The 14,177-nt window shown below is 41.8% G+C and carries 14 protein-coding genes; 6 read left to right on the top strand and 8 right to left on the bottom strand.

What is annotated here, in order from left to right:
* Positions 1-55: 55 nt before the first annotated feature.
* From FHS10_RS10215 to smpB, 3 genes are all read left to right on the top strand, one after another.
* Positions 56-709 (top strand): metal-dependent transcriptional regulator, encoded by a 654-nt coding sequence (locus tag FHS10_RS10215; RefSeq protein ID WP_259090027.1) that lies wholly within the window; start codon positions 56-58, stop codon positions 707-709.
* Positions 706-2,619, top strand: a complete 1,914-nt coding sequence (locus FHS10_RS10210) for an Nramp family divalent metal transporter (protein WP_259090026.1) — start codon at positions 706-708, stop codon at positions 2,617-2,619. The genes FHS10_RS10215 and FHS10_RS10210 overlap by 4 nt, the downstream gene beginning before the upstream one ends.
* Before the next feature lie 209 nt (positions 2,620-2,828).
* A complete protein-coding gene (gene smpB, locus FHS10_RS10205) occupies positions 2,829-3,281 on the top strand; it encodes an SsrA-binding protein SmpB (RefSeq protein ID WP_259090021.1) in 453 nt (150 codons plus the stop codon).
* 136 nt (positions 3,282-3,417) lie between these two features.
* Here smpB and FHS10_RS10200 read toward each other — a convergent pair whose 3' ends face one another.
* The 3 genes from FHS10_RS10200 to FHS10_RS10190 form a co-directional block, all read right to left on the bottom strand.
* Positions 3,418-4,077, bottom strand: a complete 660-nt coding sequence (locus FHS10_RS10200; protein WP_259090017.1) for a protein-L-isoaspartate(D-aspartate) O-methyltransferase — start codon at positions 4,075-4,077, stop codon at positions 3,418-3,420.
* Positions 4,078-4,301: 224 nt separating this feature from the next.
* On the bottom strand, positions 4,302-6,791 hold the full coding sequence (priA, locus tag FHS10_RS10195) for a replication restart helicase PriA (RefSeq protein ID WP_259090016.1): 2,490 nt from the start codon (positions 6,789-6,791) through the stop codon (positions 4,302-4,304).
* A 187-nt stretch (positions 6,792-6,978) separates the two neighbouring features.
* A complete protein-coding gene (locus FHS10_RS10190) occupies positions 6,979-7,377 on the bottom strand; it encodes a DUF423 domain-containing protein (RefSeq protein WP_259090015.1) in 399 nt (132 codons plus the stop codon).
* Positions 7,378-7,462: 85 nt separating this feature from the next.
* Between FHS10_RS10190 and FHS10_RS10185 the strand changes: the two genes are divergently transcribed.
* Both FHS10_RS10185 and FHS10_RS10180 read left to right on the top strand, forming a co-directional pair.
* Positions 7,463-9,052, top strand: coding sequence for a hypothetical protein (locus FHS10_RS10185; protein WP_259090014.1), 1,590 nt, complete (start codon positions 7,463-7,465; stop codon positions 9,050-9,052).
* Between the two features lie 146 nt (positions 9,053-9,198).
* Positions 9,199-10,644, top strand: coding sequence for a DUF5723 family protein (locus FHS10_RS10180; RefSeq protein WP_259090013.1), 1,446 nt, complete (start codon positions 9,199-9,201; stop codon positions 10,642-10,644).
* 199 nt (positions 10,645-10,843) lie between these two features.
* On the opposite strand, the gene tsaB is transcribed toward FHS10_RS10180, so the two are convergent.
* From tsaB to rpmH, 4 genes are all read right to left on the bottom strand, one after another.
* Positions 10,844-11,539: a tRNA (adenosine(37)-N6)-threonylcarbamoyltransferase complex dimerization subunit type 1 TsaB gene (gene tsaB, locus FHS10_RS10175; RefSeq protein ID WP_259090012.1), complete on the bottom strand. Its 696-nt coding sequence runs from the start codon at positions 11,537-11,539 to the stop codon at positions 10,844-10,846.
* 145 nt (positions 11,540-11,684) lie between these two features.
* Positions 11,685-11,927: a membrane protein insertion efficiency factor YidD gene (yidD, locus tag FHS10_RS10170; RefSeq protein ID WP_259090011.1), complete on the bottom strand. Its 243-nt coding sequence runs from the start codon at positions 11,925-11,927 to the stop codon at positions 11,685-11,687.
* A complete protein-coding gene (gene rnpA, locus FHS10_RS10165) occupies positions 11,924-12,325 on the bottom strand; it encodes a ribonuclease P protein component (protein ID WP_259090010.1) in 402 nt (133 codons plus the stop codon). The genes yidD and rnpA overlap by 4 nt, the downstream gene beginning before the upstream one ends.
* A gap of 79 nt (positions 12,326-12,404) precedes the next feature.
* The gene (gene rpmH, locus FHS10_RS10160; protein ID WP_076375290.1) at positions 12,405-12,563 is read right to left on the bottom strand and encodes a 50S ribosomal protein L34; all 159 of its coding nucleotides are present in this window, start codon (positions 12,561-12,563) and stop codon (positions 12,405-12,407) included.
* Positions 12,564-12,697: 134 nt separating this feature from the next.
* Here rpmH and FHS10_RS10155 point away from each other — a divergent pair, with 134 nt between their 5' ends.
* The gene (locus FHS10_RS10155; protein WP_259090005.1) at positions 12,698-13,576 is read left to right on the top strand and encodes a ChaN family lipoprotein; all 879 of its coding nucleotides are present in this window, start codon (positions 12,698-12,700) and stop codon (positions 13,574-13,576) included.
* Positions 13,577-13,660: 84 nt separating this feature from the next.
* Here FHS10_RS10155 and mscL read toward each other — a convergent pair whose 3' ends face one another.
* On the bottom strand, positions 13,661-14,065 hold the full coding sequence (gene mscL / locus FHS10_RS10150; RefSeq protein WP_259090004.1) for a large-conductance mechanosensitive channel protein MscL: 405 nt from the start codon (positions 14,063-14,065) through the stop codon (positions 13,661-13,663).
* Positions 14,066-14,177: the final 112 nt, after the last annotated feature.

The raw sequence follows: 14,177 nt of genomic DNA, 5'->3' as shown, positions 1-14,177 counted from the left end.
TTTCACAAGTCTTCATATTTTAGATAAGTCTAAATTTTTTATTAGATTTGTATAAATGAATACATTAGCCGAGGAAAACTATTTAAAATGCATTTATCACCTGGGGATTGATGCAGCAATAGTGAGCACCAATCAGATAGCAGCATCATTAAACACCAAGGCATCATCGGTTACCGATATGCTTAAAAAACTGGCTGATAAGGCTTTAATAAACTACACCCGTTACCAAGGCGTAACGCTTACCCAGGCCGGCGAAAAGATTGCCGTAGGCATCATTCGCAAGCACCGCCTGTGGGAATATTTTTTGGTAGAGAAGCTAAACTTTAAATGGGACCAGGTACATGACATGGCCGAAGAAATGGAGCACATCTCATCGCAGGAATTGGTTGACCGCCTGGACGAGTTTATGGGCTTCCCAAAACACGACCCACATGGCGATCCCATCCCCGATTGTAACGGCCGCTTTAAAACACCAGAGCTAATCCCACTATCAACATTGGTTGTTAATCAGTGCGGCGTAATTTCGGGGGTGCGTGACCATACTTCACCATTTTTACAATACCTCGAAAAACAGCAGCTCACCATTGGCAAAAAGATCACCATTACCGATATTATTGAGTACGATCACTCAGTAGCCCTAAAAATTGAAACAGATAAAGAAATACACATCAGCCGCGAGGTTGCCAACAACTTACTGATAGCCCTATGAGCAAAACCCAAGCAAACGATAACCATTCTTTAGGTAACGTACATGGCTCTGTAAATCCCGAGAATCTTACAGGGTGGAAAAAACTAATGGCATTTTTGGGTCCGGCCTACCTCATTAGCGTGGGCTATATGGATCCTGGCAATTGGGCAACAGATATTGCGGGCGGCAGTGCATTTGGTTATAAACTGATCTGGATCCTGTTTGCATCAAACCTTATCGCCTTACTATTGCAATCATTAGCCGCAAGGCTTGGCATCGTTCGCGGGCTCGATCTGGCACAGGCCTCTAAAAACGCCTACCCCCGTTTTGTGAACTTTTGGCTGTACATATTGGCACAGATAGCGATCATAGCCTGTGACCTTGCCGAGATCATTGGCATGGCCATTGGTTTAAAGCTGCTATTCCACCTGCCACTCATCTGGGGTGTATCGCTCACTATAACCGATACCGTATTGATGCTTTGGTTAATGAACAGAGGCATGCGTAAGCTGGAAGGCTTCATTATATCTATGATTTTTATCATCGGCGTTTCATTCCTGGTCGAGATGTTTATTGTTGGGCCCGATGTAATGGACGTAGCCAAAGGATTTATCCCCAGCAACCTTTTTAAAAGCGATGCGATAAGCCAGCAAATGCTATACATCGCCATAGGCATTATAGGTGCAACAGTAATGCCGCATAACCTTTACCTGCATTCATCGCTGGTGCAAACCCGAAAAATTACCCGTACCGATGAAGGCCTTAAATCGGCCATTAAATTCAATTTGTTTGATACAGTAATCGCACTCAATCTTGCATTTTTTGTAAACGCAGCCATCCTGATATTGGCTGCCACCGCTTTTTTTAAGAATGGCTATTTTAAAGTTGCCGAAATCCAGGATGCTTATAAATTACTGGAACACATCTTTGGCAAAATAGCGCCGGCGTTGTTTGCTATCGCTTTGATCGCATCGGGCCAAAGCTCAACCATTACAGGCACGCTTGCCGGGCAAATTATTATGGAAGGCCACATTAACCTGCGTATTGAGCCGTGGCTAAGGCGGTTACTAACAAGGGTGCTGGCTATCGTTCCGGCCGTATTCACCATTATTTACTTTGGCGAAGACGCTTTAGGCAGCCTCATTATATTAAGCCAGGTAGTGTTGAGCCTGCAGTTAGGCTTCGCGGTGATTCCGCTCATCCATTTTACATCTGATAAAAAGCGGATGGGAAATTTTGCCATTAGCTTAAAAGTAAAAATATTGGCCTGGGCAAGCGCAATACTTATTGTAGGCCTGAATGCCAAACTGGTGTACGACCAGATTGGCGACTGGCTAAAAGAGAGCCGGCATGCCGATGTATACATTTACATTTTTGTTGTGCCGATAGTGATTGGTATAGCTCTACTCCTGTTGTACGTATTATTCAGGCCATGGCTCTTTAAACATGCCGACCAGAAAGCATATGTACCACACGGTATAGCAGGCGCCATTACCGAGTTAGATGCCGTTACCTACAAGCACCTGGCCATTACCATCGATTTTTCAAAGAATGATAATGACTGCCTTCGGCACGCCATTATGCAGGGCGGTAAACATGCCCATTATACACTGATCCACGTGGTTGAAACCGCCGGCGCCCGTTACTACGGCGGCCAGGTAATGGACAGCGAAACCCAAAGCGATGCCGATAACCTGGATAAATACGTACAAGCCATGCAAAAACTGGGTTACAAAGCCGAAGCCGAAATTGGTTACGGCAGCCCCGCGGCTGCCATTGCCGAGATTGTAAATAAAAACGGGGTAGACTTTATTGTAATGGGATCGCACGGCCACCGGGCTTTAAAAGATTTGATTTTCGGCACTACGGTAAACTCAGTGAGGCATATGGTTAATGTGCCGGTGTTGATTGTGAAACCGCAAAGGGGGTAGAAGCTTCACCTAAAAAATGTGATTATTGACAATAAACCTCATGTCATTGCGAGGAACGAAGCAATCGCGAACTATGCAAATCCGCTTTGTAAAGCGTGCGATTGCTTCGTTCCTCGCAATGACATGGTGATATAGGTCACCTGGGCGTTGTGTAATGATCCGCCTGAAAAGAATTTTCCGTAAGTTTGCAAGCTTTACATCAGGATAAAATGGCCGAGGATAAAATATACATCAAAAATAAAAAAGCTTACTTTGAATACCACGTACTGGATAAATACACGGCCGGCATCAAATTGCTGGGCACCGAAATTAAATCCATACGTGAAGGGAAGGCCAATATTAATGATGCCTTCTGCACATTCATCAGCAACCAGCTTTATGTGCGTAACCTGCACATATCCGAATACTCGTACGGATCGTTCTACAACCACGAAGCCAAACGCGACCGCGTGCTGTTACTTAACAAAAAGGAACTCAAAAAACTCCTCACCCGCGGTGAAGAAAAAGGATTGACCATTATTCCCCTTGCCCTGTTCATCAGCGAACGCGGCTTTGCCAAACTTGAAATAGGCTTAGCCCAGGGTAAAAAGACTTTTGACAAACGCGAAACCATGAAGGAAAGAGATACAAAAATTGAGATGGATAGGGTGATGAAAAGGTAAGCCCCCCGGGCCCCCTAAAGGGGGAGTGAAAAAAAATAATATAAAAAAAGAGGAATGGGTTTAATTAAACTCATTCCTCTTTTTTTATAACCTGGCAAATCAAAAAGTTCCCCCTTCAGGGGGTTAGGGGGCACATCTACCAAGCCTTATCCCCTACCAACGGCACAAACCTGAAGGTATCCAACACAATCTTTTCATAATCATGCTCGGCAACTTTAAGGATGGTAACCATCTTTTGGGTTTCTTCATCGCCTACAGGGATCACTAAAATGCCGCCAATGCGCAGTTGTTTCAACAGTATTTCGGGAACGGTTGGCGCGCCGGCTGTTACAATGATCTTGTCGTACGGCGCGTGTTGGGCTATGCCGATAGAGCCATCGCCGCAAAAGAAGTGGGCTTTATAACCCATTTTTTCGGGCAGTACATATTTTGTTTTTTCGTAAAGCTTTTCCTGGCGTTCAATGGTGTAAACAGTTGCACCCATTTCAAGCAATACACAGGTTTGGTAGCCGGAACCGGTACCTATCTCCAATACTTTATCGCCTTTGCGGATGTGCAGCAACTCCGTTTGATAAGCTACAGTGTAAGGCTGCGAAATGGTTTGTCCCTCGCCTATCGGGAAAGCGATGTCTTTGTAGGCCTGATTCCAGAAAGTTTCGGCAAAAAAATAATGACGGGGCACGGTACCTATTGCTTTTAACACTTCCTTATCCTGTATTCCCTTTTTCTCCAACAGGTCAACCAATCTTTTACGTGCACCTTTTTCGCGATAATTATCTATATACTTCTGAGCCATTACAACGTAAAGTTAGCAGGATTTAGGGGATTTGAACAGCCGGATTTGATAGGTTTAGGTAATTGGTTAAGGGTTAGGTTGGTATTTTATTAACAGGATTTAGGGATTTAGCAAAATTTACAGGATTTTTTGATTGCGTGTTTATTGCGGTACTTATATTTTATTGAGGTGATTTTTCTTAGACAAGACAATCCTGTAAATCCTGCAAAATCCTTAAATCGTGTTTAATAAGGATCTACATCGGGCACCACAATACTCCCCTTACTCAGCTTGGTAGTCTGAAACTGCACAATTACATCTTTCAATATCGCTTTAGCTTTTACGATAGAAATGCCATCCTTTTCAAACTTAAGCATGATAGATTTGATATAATAATTCCTGATCCTGCTGATGAGTGGTGTTTCGGGACCGATAACCCTATCACCGAAATGTTTACGGAGCTCGTTACCGAGATAAACCGCTTGATTATATAACACCTCAGGGTTTTGGTGTTTAATATCCAGGTTAATAATGCGATAGAACGGCGGATATTTAAAGTTTTTACGCTCTGCCATTTCTGTGCTGTACAGATCATTATAATCATTTGCAATTACCTGCTTTATCACCCGGTGAAACGGGTCATAAGTTTGGATCACCACCTTGCCCTGTTTCCCCCTGCGCCCAGCCCTGCCGCTTACCTGGGCCAACATTTGAAAACTGCGCTCATTGGCACGGTAATCCGGGAATTTAAGCAGGCTGTCGGCATTGATGATACCTATGAGGGTAACATCGCTAAAATCAAGACCCTTGGCTACCATTTGCGTACCAACCAGTATATCTATTTTCTTTTCCTCCAGGTTATTCAATATGGTTTGCAGCGAATTACGGGATCGGGTAGTATCCAGATCCATCCGGGCTATGCGGGCTCCGGGTAACAGCAGGCTTAGTTCATCCTCAATCTTCTCGGTACCAAAACCTTTATATTCTAAATGAGTTGAACCACAAGCCGGACAAATAGATGGCGAATCCTCTTTATAACCACAATAATGGCAATGTAGTTTGCCGCTGCTTTTATGGTAAGTAAGGCTTACATCGCAATTGATACATTTGGGCGTATAAGCGCAAATTTTACACATCAAAATTGGCGCGTAACCGCGCCGGTTTTGAAACAGGATCACCTGCTCTTTATTGGCCAGCGCCTCGGCTATCCCGGTCATCAGCACACTGGTAAAATGCGATTGGATAGTTTTCTGCTTAATTTCCGTGGCGATGCTAATCACCTCCACCTCGGGCAGTTGCACACCGCCAAAACGTTCGGTTAACTCGGCAAAGCCATATTTATGCATTTGGGCATTATAATAACTCTCAAAAGATGGTGTGGCAGAACCCAGCAAAACCTTTCCCTGGTGCATATTGGCTAAAAAGATAGCGGCATCACGCGCATTGTAGCGTGGAGCGGGATCATATTGTTTATAGGAAGTTTCGTGTTCCTCATCAACAATGATCAACCCTAAATCATTAAAAGGAAGAAACACCGATGAGCGCGCGCCCAGAATTACTTTATAGTCGTTATTAAGTACCTTTTGCCAAACCTCCACCCTTTCGTTATCATTAAAGCGGGAATGATAAATGCCGATATCAGCACCAAAATAAATGCGCAGGCGTTCAATAATATGAGTAGTAAGCGCAATCTCGGGCAGCAAATAAAGCACTTGCCTATCGTTGCGCATCATTTCTTCTATCAGCCTGATGTACAACTGCGTTTTGCCTGATGACGTTACACCATGCAATAACGTTACATCTTTCTCTTTAAACTGGCTGCGGATGCTTTGCAACACCTCGGTTTGCTGTTCGCTTAACTCAAAATTGGTAATTGCATTTACATCTTCCTCAAACTGCAGGCGACTAACATTCTTTTCTTCGGCAAATAAAATCTCTTTTTCTATGAGCGATTTAATACTCGATTCCCCCGCTCCGCTTTCTTCTATCAGTTCATTTTTGGAGATCTTGGTTTGAGTCCTTGAAAGTTTGATATAAGCCAAAAGCGCGTCGGCTTGTTTAGGGGCACGTTTTTCCAGGATGGGAAATAGCTCCCGTAAGTTTTCAGGATTATTATAAACCGGGTTAAGCGTAATAAAAGTACGTTTGCGGGGCTTATACCGTTCGCTTACTTCTTCGCTGATGTGGATGATGTTCTTCTCAAACATCAGCTTTAAAATTGGCATCACCGTTTTTTGCCCAAGCAGTTTGGCAATATCACTTATGGTGAGTTCCGGCTGAATTTCAAGCGCCTCTACAATTAAAAATTCTTTATCATGCAGGCTTGCTTTATTTATCTCGTAATCGGTATTTAAAACAATACGCGTTTCGCTGGCCAGTTTAAGGGCGGCAGGTAACGATGCATTCATCACCTCGCCGATGGTACACATGTAATAATCGGCTATCCATTGCCAAAAGTGCAATTGATGCGGGACAACCACCGGCCGATCATCTAAAACCTCGATGATATATTTGGCCTCGTATTTTTCGGGGGCCAGCTGACTAATTTCCCTTATAATGGCTGTATAGAGTTTGCTTTTACCAAATTGCACCACCACCCTTTTGCCAATAGCCACGGCATCATTCATTTCAAAAGGAACACGGTAAGTATAATTTTTTGAGATAGCCAAAGGTAAAATCACCTCAACAAAAAGTGTTTTACGATCGGCAAACTCATTTTCGGTAAACTCAAACATGGTGGTGTAGAATCAAGAGTTAAGAATCAAGAGGCAAGACAAAAATTAACGCAGCTTCTATTTTCATTTTATGATTATCGTATTAATGACATACCCAAAGGGTAAAGTCTTTTATCCTTTATCCAAAAGTCCTTCATCCAAAAAGTCCTTTATCTTTTGTCCAACAGTCTAATAGTCCCAAAGTCCCCTAATCCAAAAATCCTTTATCCCTAAAAGCCCATATAGCCAGCATCAGCCAGCCTAAAATAAACAAGAGGCCACCCAACGGTGTTATCGGCCCCATATAAATAAGCCAATCCCAGCCTATAATGCTCCGGCAGCTTAACAGGTATAACGAGCCAGAGAAAAACAGGATGCCGAAGGTAAAAAGATAGTACGCAGCGCTGATCAGTTTACTTTTTGCATTCTTAATTGTTGAAAGAAAAAGCAAAGCAAATACATGATAAAAGTTGTATTGCACTGCGGTGTGCCATACGTCAAGCTGGGTAGCGGGTAATACCGCTTTCAGGCCGTGTGCGCCAAACGCACCGGTAATAACCGCAAGCATGCCTAAAACCGAAGCCGTGATGATTATTTGTTTGTTCATGCAGATATAAAAAGCTAAGTTAACCAAATGAAAGTATTACTTTAATGCCGCAGGGTAAAATTCTATCTTTGTAAAGCAACCCGCTATGAAACGACTGATAGTTATTACCTTAATTTTACTGGCTGCTACCGTATCCATAACGGTTTTGTATTTTAAAAATTTGAGCCCGCCCGGCGTACGTAATAACCAGGTGATGCATAGCATCCCCGATAATGCCGTGGCTGTATTTGAGTACAATAACGAGAAAGGGTTTTATGATATTTTCAAAGGAAATACGCTGTTAAAAGCGGTTGCCGGCCAGGAAAAGCTGAACGACCTGGATACCTTACGCAAGCTGCTGCTATCCTCTTCCCTGTCTGATTTGTTTTTCTCTGGCCAAAATGTGTTTATCTCCGTTCATCCTACCGATGCTGATAATTTAAGTTTATTGGTGACTACCACAGCAAGCAAAGGTTTTGAGCCGGATGCATTTGCCAAAATAGCGACACAATCACAAGGGGCTCTTAGCGTGGCTACTGTTCACAACGCGGTTGGCACGGTATACGATATTTTAGTAAAAGCCATAAACAAACACTTTTACATCATTAAAAAAGAGGACAATATTTTTGAAGGCAGTTTTTCAAAAGCATTGATAGATCAAACTATACTTTACAAAAGCGATAGAGGCAAAAATGTATTTGTCCCCCTGCCCGATCAGCAAAACTCCAACTCCCTGGCTAATTTGTACATCAACTACGGGCAGCTATCGCCCATGTTTGAGCAATTGTTCAAAAATAAAAACACCGATATTTTTAAAAGCTTCAGGCTGCTGCCTGCCGTTGCGGCACTTAGTTTGAATTTCAAGAATGATGCGCTGATGTTTAACGGACTTACCACCTTAAACAGTCATACGTACAGCTATTTAAACCTGTTTGCAAATCAACAGCCGGTAGTTAATCACCTGAAAGATATTTTCCCGGCCACAACAGCTTACAGTATTAATTTCGCGGTATCTGATCCGCAGAAATTCTTTACCGATCTGGCTCAATGGCATATTAAAGCCGGCATCAATAAAGAAAAAGACGCGCTATTCGCCAAAATAAGGCAGGAAACGGGCATGTTTTTGAAAACGGAGTTTGAGCATTTGTTAAGCAACGAGTTTGCCGTTGTAACCACCCGCTACCAGGAAAAATTTGCTATTGTTTCTGTTAAGGATGGCTCAAAGTTACTACCGTTAATGACCAATATCAGCACGATGACTGCTGACAACATTGGGCAATTTAACTACGAAAAACTGCCGTTCCTTTTATTGGGCGATGCTTTTAGCATTTTCAGAAAGCCTTATTTTATGATCATTGATAACTACCTGGTACTGGCAGCTACCACATCTGAACTTAAAAGCTACACAGATACCTATATCAACCGCAAATTCATCAGCAAAACGGATCAATACAACCAGTTTGATGGGCTGTTGGCCGAACGCAGCAACGTGGCCTACTTCATCAACTTTAAAAATTCGCAGCAAATATTAAAACGCGACCTTAAAGATTCATTTTACGATGCTTTTGAAAACAACCAGCCCGGTTGGCGAAACTTTTACGGAGCGGCCTACCAATTTACCGCGTCTGATAAAAATTTTTATACCAATTTTTGCATGCGTTTAAATAACGTTGATACCCTAACGGCAAAAAAGTAAATTATTTGCCCCCAATACACAACCCTAAACCTCAAAATACGTTTAAAACAACAATTAACCTTATACTTTTTATAAGGATGATCGTTTTTGATTTTTTATTTAAAAACTCCAAACGGAATAACTAAGTGCCGGTGAGGTTTATATTTATGAATAAGATTTACATTGTTATTTGCTTTCTACTCATTTCTTTCTCAGTTTCTGCGCAGCAATTCTCTCAATATAATACCGGTACAACATACGAATCTTTTGAAAATACCTCAGTGCGGTCGTTTATCCCCGATTCAAGCAGAGAGTACTCTTTTAACTTTTTGATACCCAATTTTAACGCTAACGCTTATATTACCGGCGATATACAGGGCAGTTTAAAAAACAGGTTATTTGCTAAAAGTCCTTCATATCAGTCTGACGCGTTAAAAACGGGTTTCAATAAGCTTAATCATCTTAATGCCAATGTTAATACCTATTTGTTAATGTTGAAGGCATTTACCAGCCTTAATGGCGATGTGGAAATGGGTTTATCCTACCAGATCAGGGGCGAATCGCGAGGGTTGGTAACAGACGAAACTTTGTTGCTATTTGACGGAAACGCGCCCAAAAACTTCCCTAACGGTGCTTATGATAATATTTTCAACAACAGTTTTCAGATGCAACTTTATAACCAGATAGGCTTCTCTTACCGCGAGCGCATTAATAAGCAGTTTGCCATCGGTTTTAAATTAAGTGCTTTGTTGGGTATAAAATATTCTAAATTCAACATCGACGAATCACACATAGCTTTTGATAATGTGAATGACGAGGCTACACTTGCCATGCGTGGTAAATATTATTCAAGCTATGTACCCGGCCACTTTACAAGTCATGACTACTTACCAACTTTTCGTAACCCCGGTGCTTCGATAAACTTAGGTACATCTTATTTAACTAACGACAAAATAACCCTGCAAGCTAATATTAAAGATCTGGGTTTTATTCATTGGAGCAGCCGCTCGTTGGTCGGCAACTTTGACGGGGTAGCGACTATTAAGGATATTTCTGGTACACATCGCGAAGACAGCATATATAATAGTGCCATACAAGTATTTCGATCTGGAGGCGGAGCCCCCAGATCGTTTACCACTAAAACCAACGCCAGGGCCGAATTGAGCGCATCTAAAACATACTGGCTGGATTACGATAACGATATTAAATATATTCCAACACTTATTGGATCAAAAGAGATATGGTATACGGGCTTTACCGCTGGTCTGGTTAACCATATACAATATAAAAACTATACCGGAACAGTTACCTTCACTTACGACGACTTAAAACTGTTTAATGCCGGTTTACAGTTCATGTATAAAACACCCAATATTGAGTTTTTTATGGGTACCGACAGACTGATCAACACCGGGCGCTTAGCGTTTGCGGCCCTGGGTAATCAAACACAAATTGATCATGTTGGCACATACACCGGCATGGACTTATATATGGGATTTTCCTTAAAATTTGGAGGACCAGTAGAACACCCTATGAACGCGAGCTTTATTCCAATGGGCGAAAAAGGCTTTTTCGGTCGCTTATGGAACCGCTTGTTTAAAACAGACAAATAGCGGGGTAAAAGAGTCAGGAGATTAGAGTCAGGAATTAAGACCTTTTGATTTCGGATTTGGGAATTTCGATTTCGGATTTATTTACTGGACTCTTACGGTCGAATTACCCTCCCACCTACCTATAAAATTCCAGATACGAGGCCTTTCGGGATGCCAAATACAACCAGGCAAAAAAGTCTTAACTCTTGATTCTTGACTCTTAGCTCTTTTTAGAAACTCCTGCTATAAAGTCCTTTAAATAATATGGCTCAAAGTAAGCCACATCTTCAAAATCTTTTTCGGAAAATTTTTCTATGGCTTTTTGGGTAAGATAGGTGGCTGAATTTTCGAAATTAAGTAAAAATGACGCGTTGGCGTTTGATCCTAAAACAGCTTCACATTTGTCGGCGCCATCGCCAAAAAACAGTATTTTATGATCTTTTAATAAATTGGCAAAGCCATTTTCATCAATGATATCAGCAGATGTTGCTCTTAGTTTTTCTCCGTTGCTATTAAAAACGGCGCAGTAAACCTCCATGCGGCGGGCGTCAATCATGGGGCACAAAAGCGTGCCTTCTTCTATTTTAATAGCATTATTGTTAATGACACCATAGGCCATTGCTTCCAGGGTTTCAATGGCGATAAGCGGCTTATCCAAGGCAAAACAAAGCCCTTTAGCGGTAGATACGCCTATCCGTAAACCTGTATATGAACCAGGGCCACAGCTTACAGCTATAGCATCCAGATCCTGGTAAGTATAACCGTTACCTGTTATCAACTCTTCGGTGAACAGGGTGATCACCTCGGCGTGTTTATTGCGCTCATTTACCTGTTTAAAGGCCAAAACCTTTCCATCGGCAGCCAAAGCTACCGAGCAGGATGTAGTCGCGGTTTCTATTTGTAAAATGAGGCTCATTTGTGAGTTGTGAGTTGTGAGTTGTGAGTTGTGAGTTTGAAAATTCAAAAGCACATTCATCACTTACAATACAAAAAATCAAACCTTTTAAGTAGCAGGCAGCAAGCAAAACTCAAAACCCATCACTCAAAACTTAAAACTAATATCAAGGTACAGGATCGTGCCCATGGCCCCCCCAGGGGTTACAGCTGGCTATGCGCTTTATTGTAAGCCATCCACCTTTAAAGGCACCATGCTTTTTTATAGCCTCTACCCCGTATTGCGAACATGTTGGCGTATACCTGCATGAAGCACCCGTCATCGGTGATATAAAGTACTGGTATATCCTGATCAGCAAGATAAACACGCCGCCAATAACTGTTTTAAACAGGTTTATCAGCGCATTCATATCTTTACATTACTACCTGCTGTTAATTGCTCCCCAAGTTGCGAAAGCATCTTCAGCATTTTCTTTTCTATCAGGCTGTACCGCGCAATCTCCTTACCAATGTAACCTACCGATAATACAATAGTTTTATCGGCATTTTGCAGCAAACTGTATAAATGTTGTTGTTTGTGTAACCTGTAGCTTTCACGCATACAGCGTTTTATTAAATTACGGTCAACAGCATGTTTATAACGCTTCTTGGAAACCGAAAATAATATTTGGGCAGGGTATTGCTGTGGTTCTGTATGATACAACCACGAGGCTTTAAAGGGGTAACACAAAAAAGAAGAGCCGCTATGAAAAAGCTTATCAATAAGCCTTTTATTACATAACCGTTCTTCTTTTTTAAAAGTATACATAGTTGTCTAATTGGAACCGGGATATTAGCAGATACGGTATCCATCAGTATACCCCTAAAGGCATACCATAGCAACCGGTTTATGCTTTGTGACGACCCTCGTCAGAAACTGATAATCTTTTTCTGCCTTTTGCTCTTCTGGCTGCTAATATTCTCCTACCGTTAGCAGTTGACATGCGTTCACGGAATCCGTGTTTATTTCTTCTTTTTCTTTGAGAAGGCTGAAACGTTCTTTTCATGGCTATTTTATTCTATTCGTCGTTTTAAAAACAAGAGCGCAAATGTAGTAATATTTTGAAACTTTTCAAACACTATTTTTCTTATTTGTCATTCTATTTTTGTTGGTGTAAATTAAGCGTTTTAAAACCATAAAATGAAATTATCTATCCTATTGCTTTTCACTTGTTTACCTTTTATAACGTTGGCCCAAAACACCGAAGCCCCTCATTATAAAATATATAACACCAGCACTAAAAAAGTTGCTGCTGTTACAGATATTGTGAATAATATGGCCAAAGCCGACGTGTTATTCTTTGGCGAAGAGCATAACGACTCCACCGGGCATTTACTGGAGTTGGAAATTTTTAAACAACTCGATCAAAAATATCCGCATAAAACGGCGCTTTCTATGGAAATGTTCACCACCGATTGTCAATTGGTGCTCAACGAATACCTTGCCAGCCTCATCCGCGAAAAAAACCTGATCAGCGATGCCCGTACCTGGCCCAACTATAAAGATTACCGTCCGCTGGTTGAGTTAGCCAGACAAAATCAAACACCTGTCATTGCGGCTAATGCACCATCGCGCTATACCAACATGGTTACCCGTGGCGGTTTGGGCAGCTTACAGGCTTTAGATGCCGAAGCTAAAGCATACCTTGCTCCCCTACCCATTGATACGGCTACAGGCGCTTATTACGATAAATTTGTAAAGATTATGGGAGGACATAGCGCCATGGCTGGCATGCAAATTTACCAGTCGCAAAACCTTTGGGATGCAACCATGGGATGGTCGATAGCCAAATTTTATAAAAACCACACCGAATATAAGATCATGCAACTAAACGGTGGTTTTCACAGCGAAGAAAAGCTGGGCGCAGTCGCCCAGCTTAAAAAGTACGCGCCCAACGTTAAAGTACTCACCGTTGCCGCCTATGCCGATGACAGCTTTGACAACCCCGACTGGAGCAAATTTACCCAACTGGCCGATTATGTTATTATAACAGATCCGAAATTACCGAGGAGTTTTTAGTTCATAGATCATGGTAATGTAGTGCGGTATATCGCAGATTCCTTTAACTTCCGGCCATGATCTATGAACCATCAACTATGAACATTATGCTTTCTTAGCCAATAAATCCCTTATCTCGGTCAATAAAACTTCTTCTTTTGTTGGTTCTGCCGGGGCAGCAGGAGCAGCTTCTTCTTTCTTTTTAAGGGTATTTATTCCTTTAACAATCAGGAAGATACAGAACGCTACGATCAGAAAGTCGATCACATTATTAATAAATAAACCGTAGTTGATAGCCGTTTCCGGTGTTTTGCCTACTCCCGGTTTAAGCACATACTTGAGGTCCTTAAAATCAATCCCCCCGGTAAGCATGCCTATTGGCGGCATAATAATATCAGCCACTAATGAGGTAACTATTTTACCAAAAGCGGCACCAATAATAACGCCCACGGCAAGGTCAACAACGTTGCCGCGCATGGCAAATTCCTTAAACTCTTTTATTACAGCCATAGTATAGATTTTTAGTTTATCTAATTAACGAATAAATTTCCGGGCTATCCAAACAAAAATTTCAAACTGGCCTTTATAGTCATTATTCCATTTACTATAAGTTATTTTAAAG

It is taken from the genome of Mucilaginibacter dorajii (assembly GCF_024808255.1).
Classification (GTDB): Bacteria; Bacteroidota; Bacteroidia; order Sphingobacteriales; family Sphingobacteriaceae; genus Mucilaginibacter; species Mucilaginibacter dorajii.
This window is presented reverse-complemented; position numbering and strand designations above follow the sequence as displayed.

Excerpts from the sequence above, each read along its gene's own strand:
- rpmH (WP_076375290.1), bottom strand. The coding sequence starts at position 12,563 with ATGAAAAGAACGTTTCAGCCTTCTCAAAGAAAAAGAAGAAATAAACAC.
- rnpA (WP_259090010.1), bottom strand. The coding sequence starts at position 12,325 with ATGTATACTTTTAAAAAAGAAGAACGGTTATGTAATAAAAGGCTTATT.
- FHS10_RS10185 (WP_259090014.1), top strand. The coding sequence starts at position 7,463 with ATGAAACGACTGATAGTTATTACCTTAATTTTACTGGCTGCTACCGTA.
- FHS10_RS10180 (WP_259090013.1), top strand. The coding sequence starts at position 9,199 with ATGAATAAGATTTACATTGTTATTTGCTTTCTACTCATTTCTTTCTCA.
- yidD (WP_259090011.1), bottom strand. The coding sequence starts at position 11,927 with ATGAATGCGCTGATAAACCTGTTTAAAACAGTTATTGGCGGCGTGTTT.
- mscL (WP_259090004.1), bottom strand. The coding sequence starts at position 14,065 with ATGGCTGTAATAAAAGAGTTTAAGGAATTTGCCATGCGCGGCAACGTT.
- FHS10_RS10190 (WP_259090015.1), bottom strand. The coding sequence starts at position 7,377 with ATGAACAAACAAATAATCATCACGGCTTCGGTTTTAGGCATGCTTGCG.
- FHS10_RS10215 (WP_259090027.1), top strand. The coding sequence starts at position 56 with ATGAATACATTAGCCGAGGAAAACTATTTAAAATGCATTTATCACCTG.
- priA (WP_259090016.1), bottom strand. The coding sequence starts at position 6,791 with ATGTTTGAGTTTACCGAAAATGAGTTTGCCGATCGTAAAACACTTTTT.
- FHS10_RS10200 (WP_259090017.1), bottom strand. The coding sequence starts at position 4,077 with ATGGCTCAGAAGTATATAGATAATTATCGCGAAAAAGGTGCACGTAAA.
- smpB (WP_259090021.1), top strand. The coding sequence starts at position 2,829 with ATGGCCGAGGATAAAATATACATCAAAAATAAAAAAGCTTACTTTGAA.
- FHS10_RS10155 (WP_259090005.1), top strand. The coding sequence starts at position 12,698 with ATGAAATTATCTATCCTATTGCTTTTCACTTGTTTACCTTTTATAACG.
- tsaB (WP_259090012.1), bottom strand. The coding sequence starts at position 11,539 with ATGAGCCTCATTTTACAAATAGAAACCGCGACTACATCCTGCTCGGTA.
- FHS10_RS10210 (WP_259090026.1), top strand. The coding sequence starts at position 706 with ATGAGCAAAACCCAAGCAAACGATAACCATTCTTTAGGTAACGTACAT.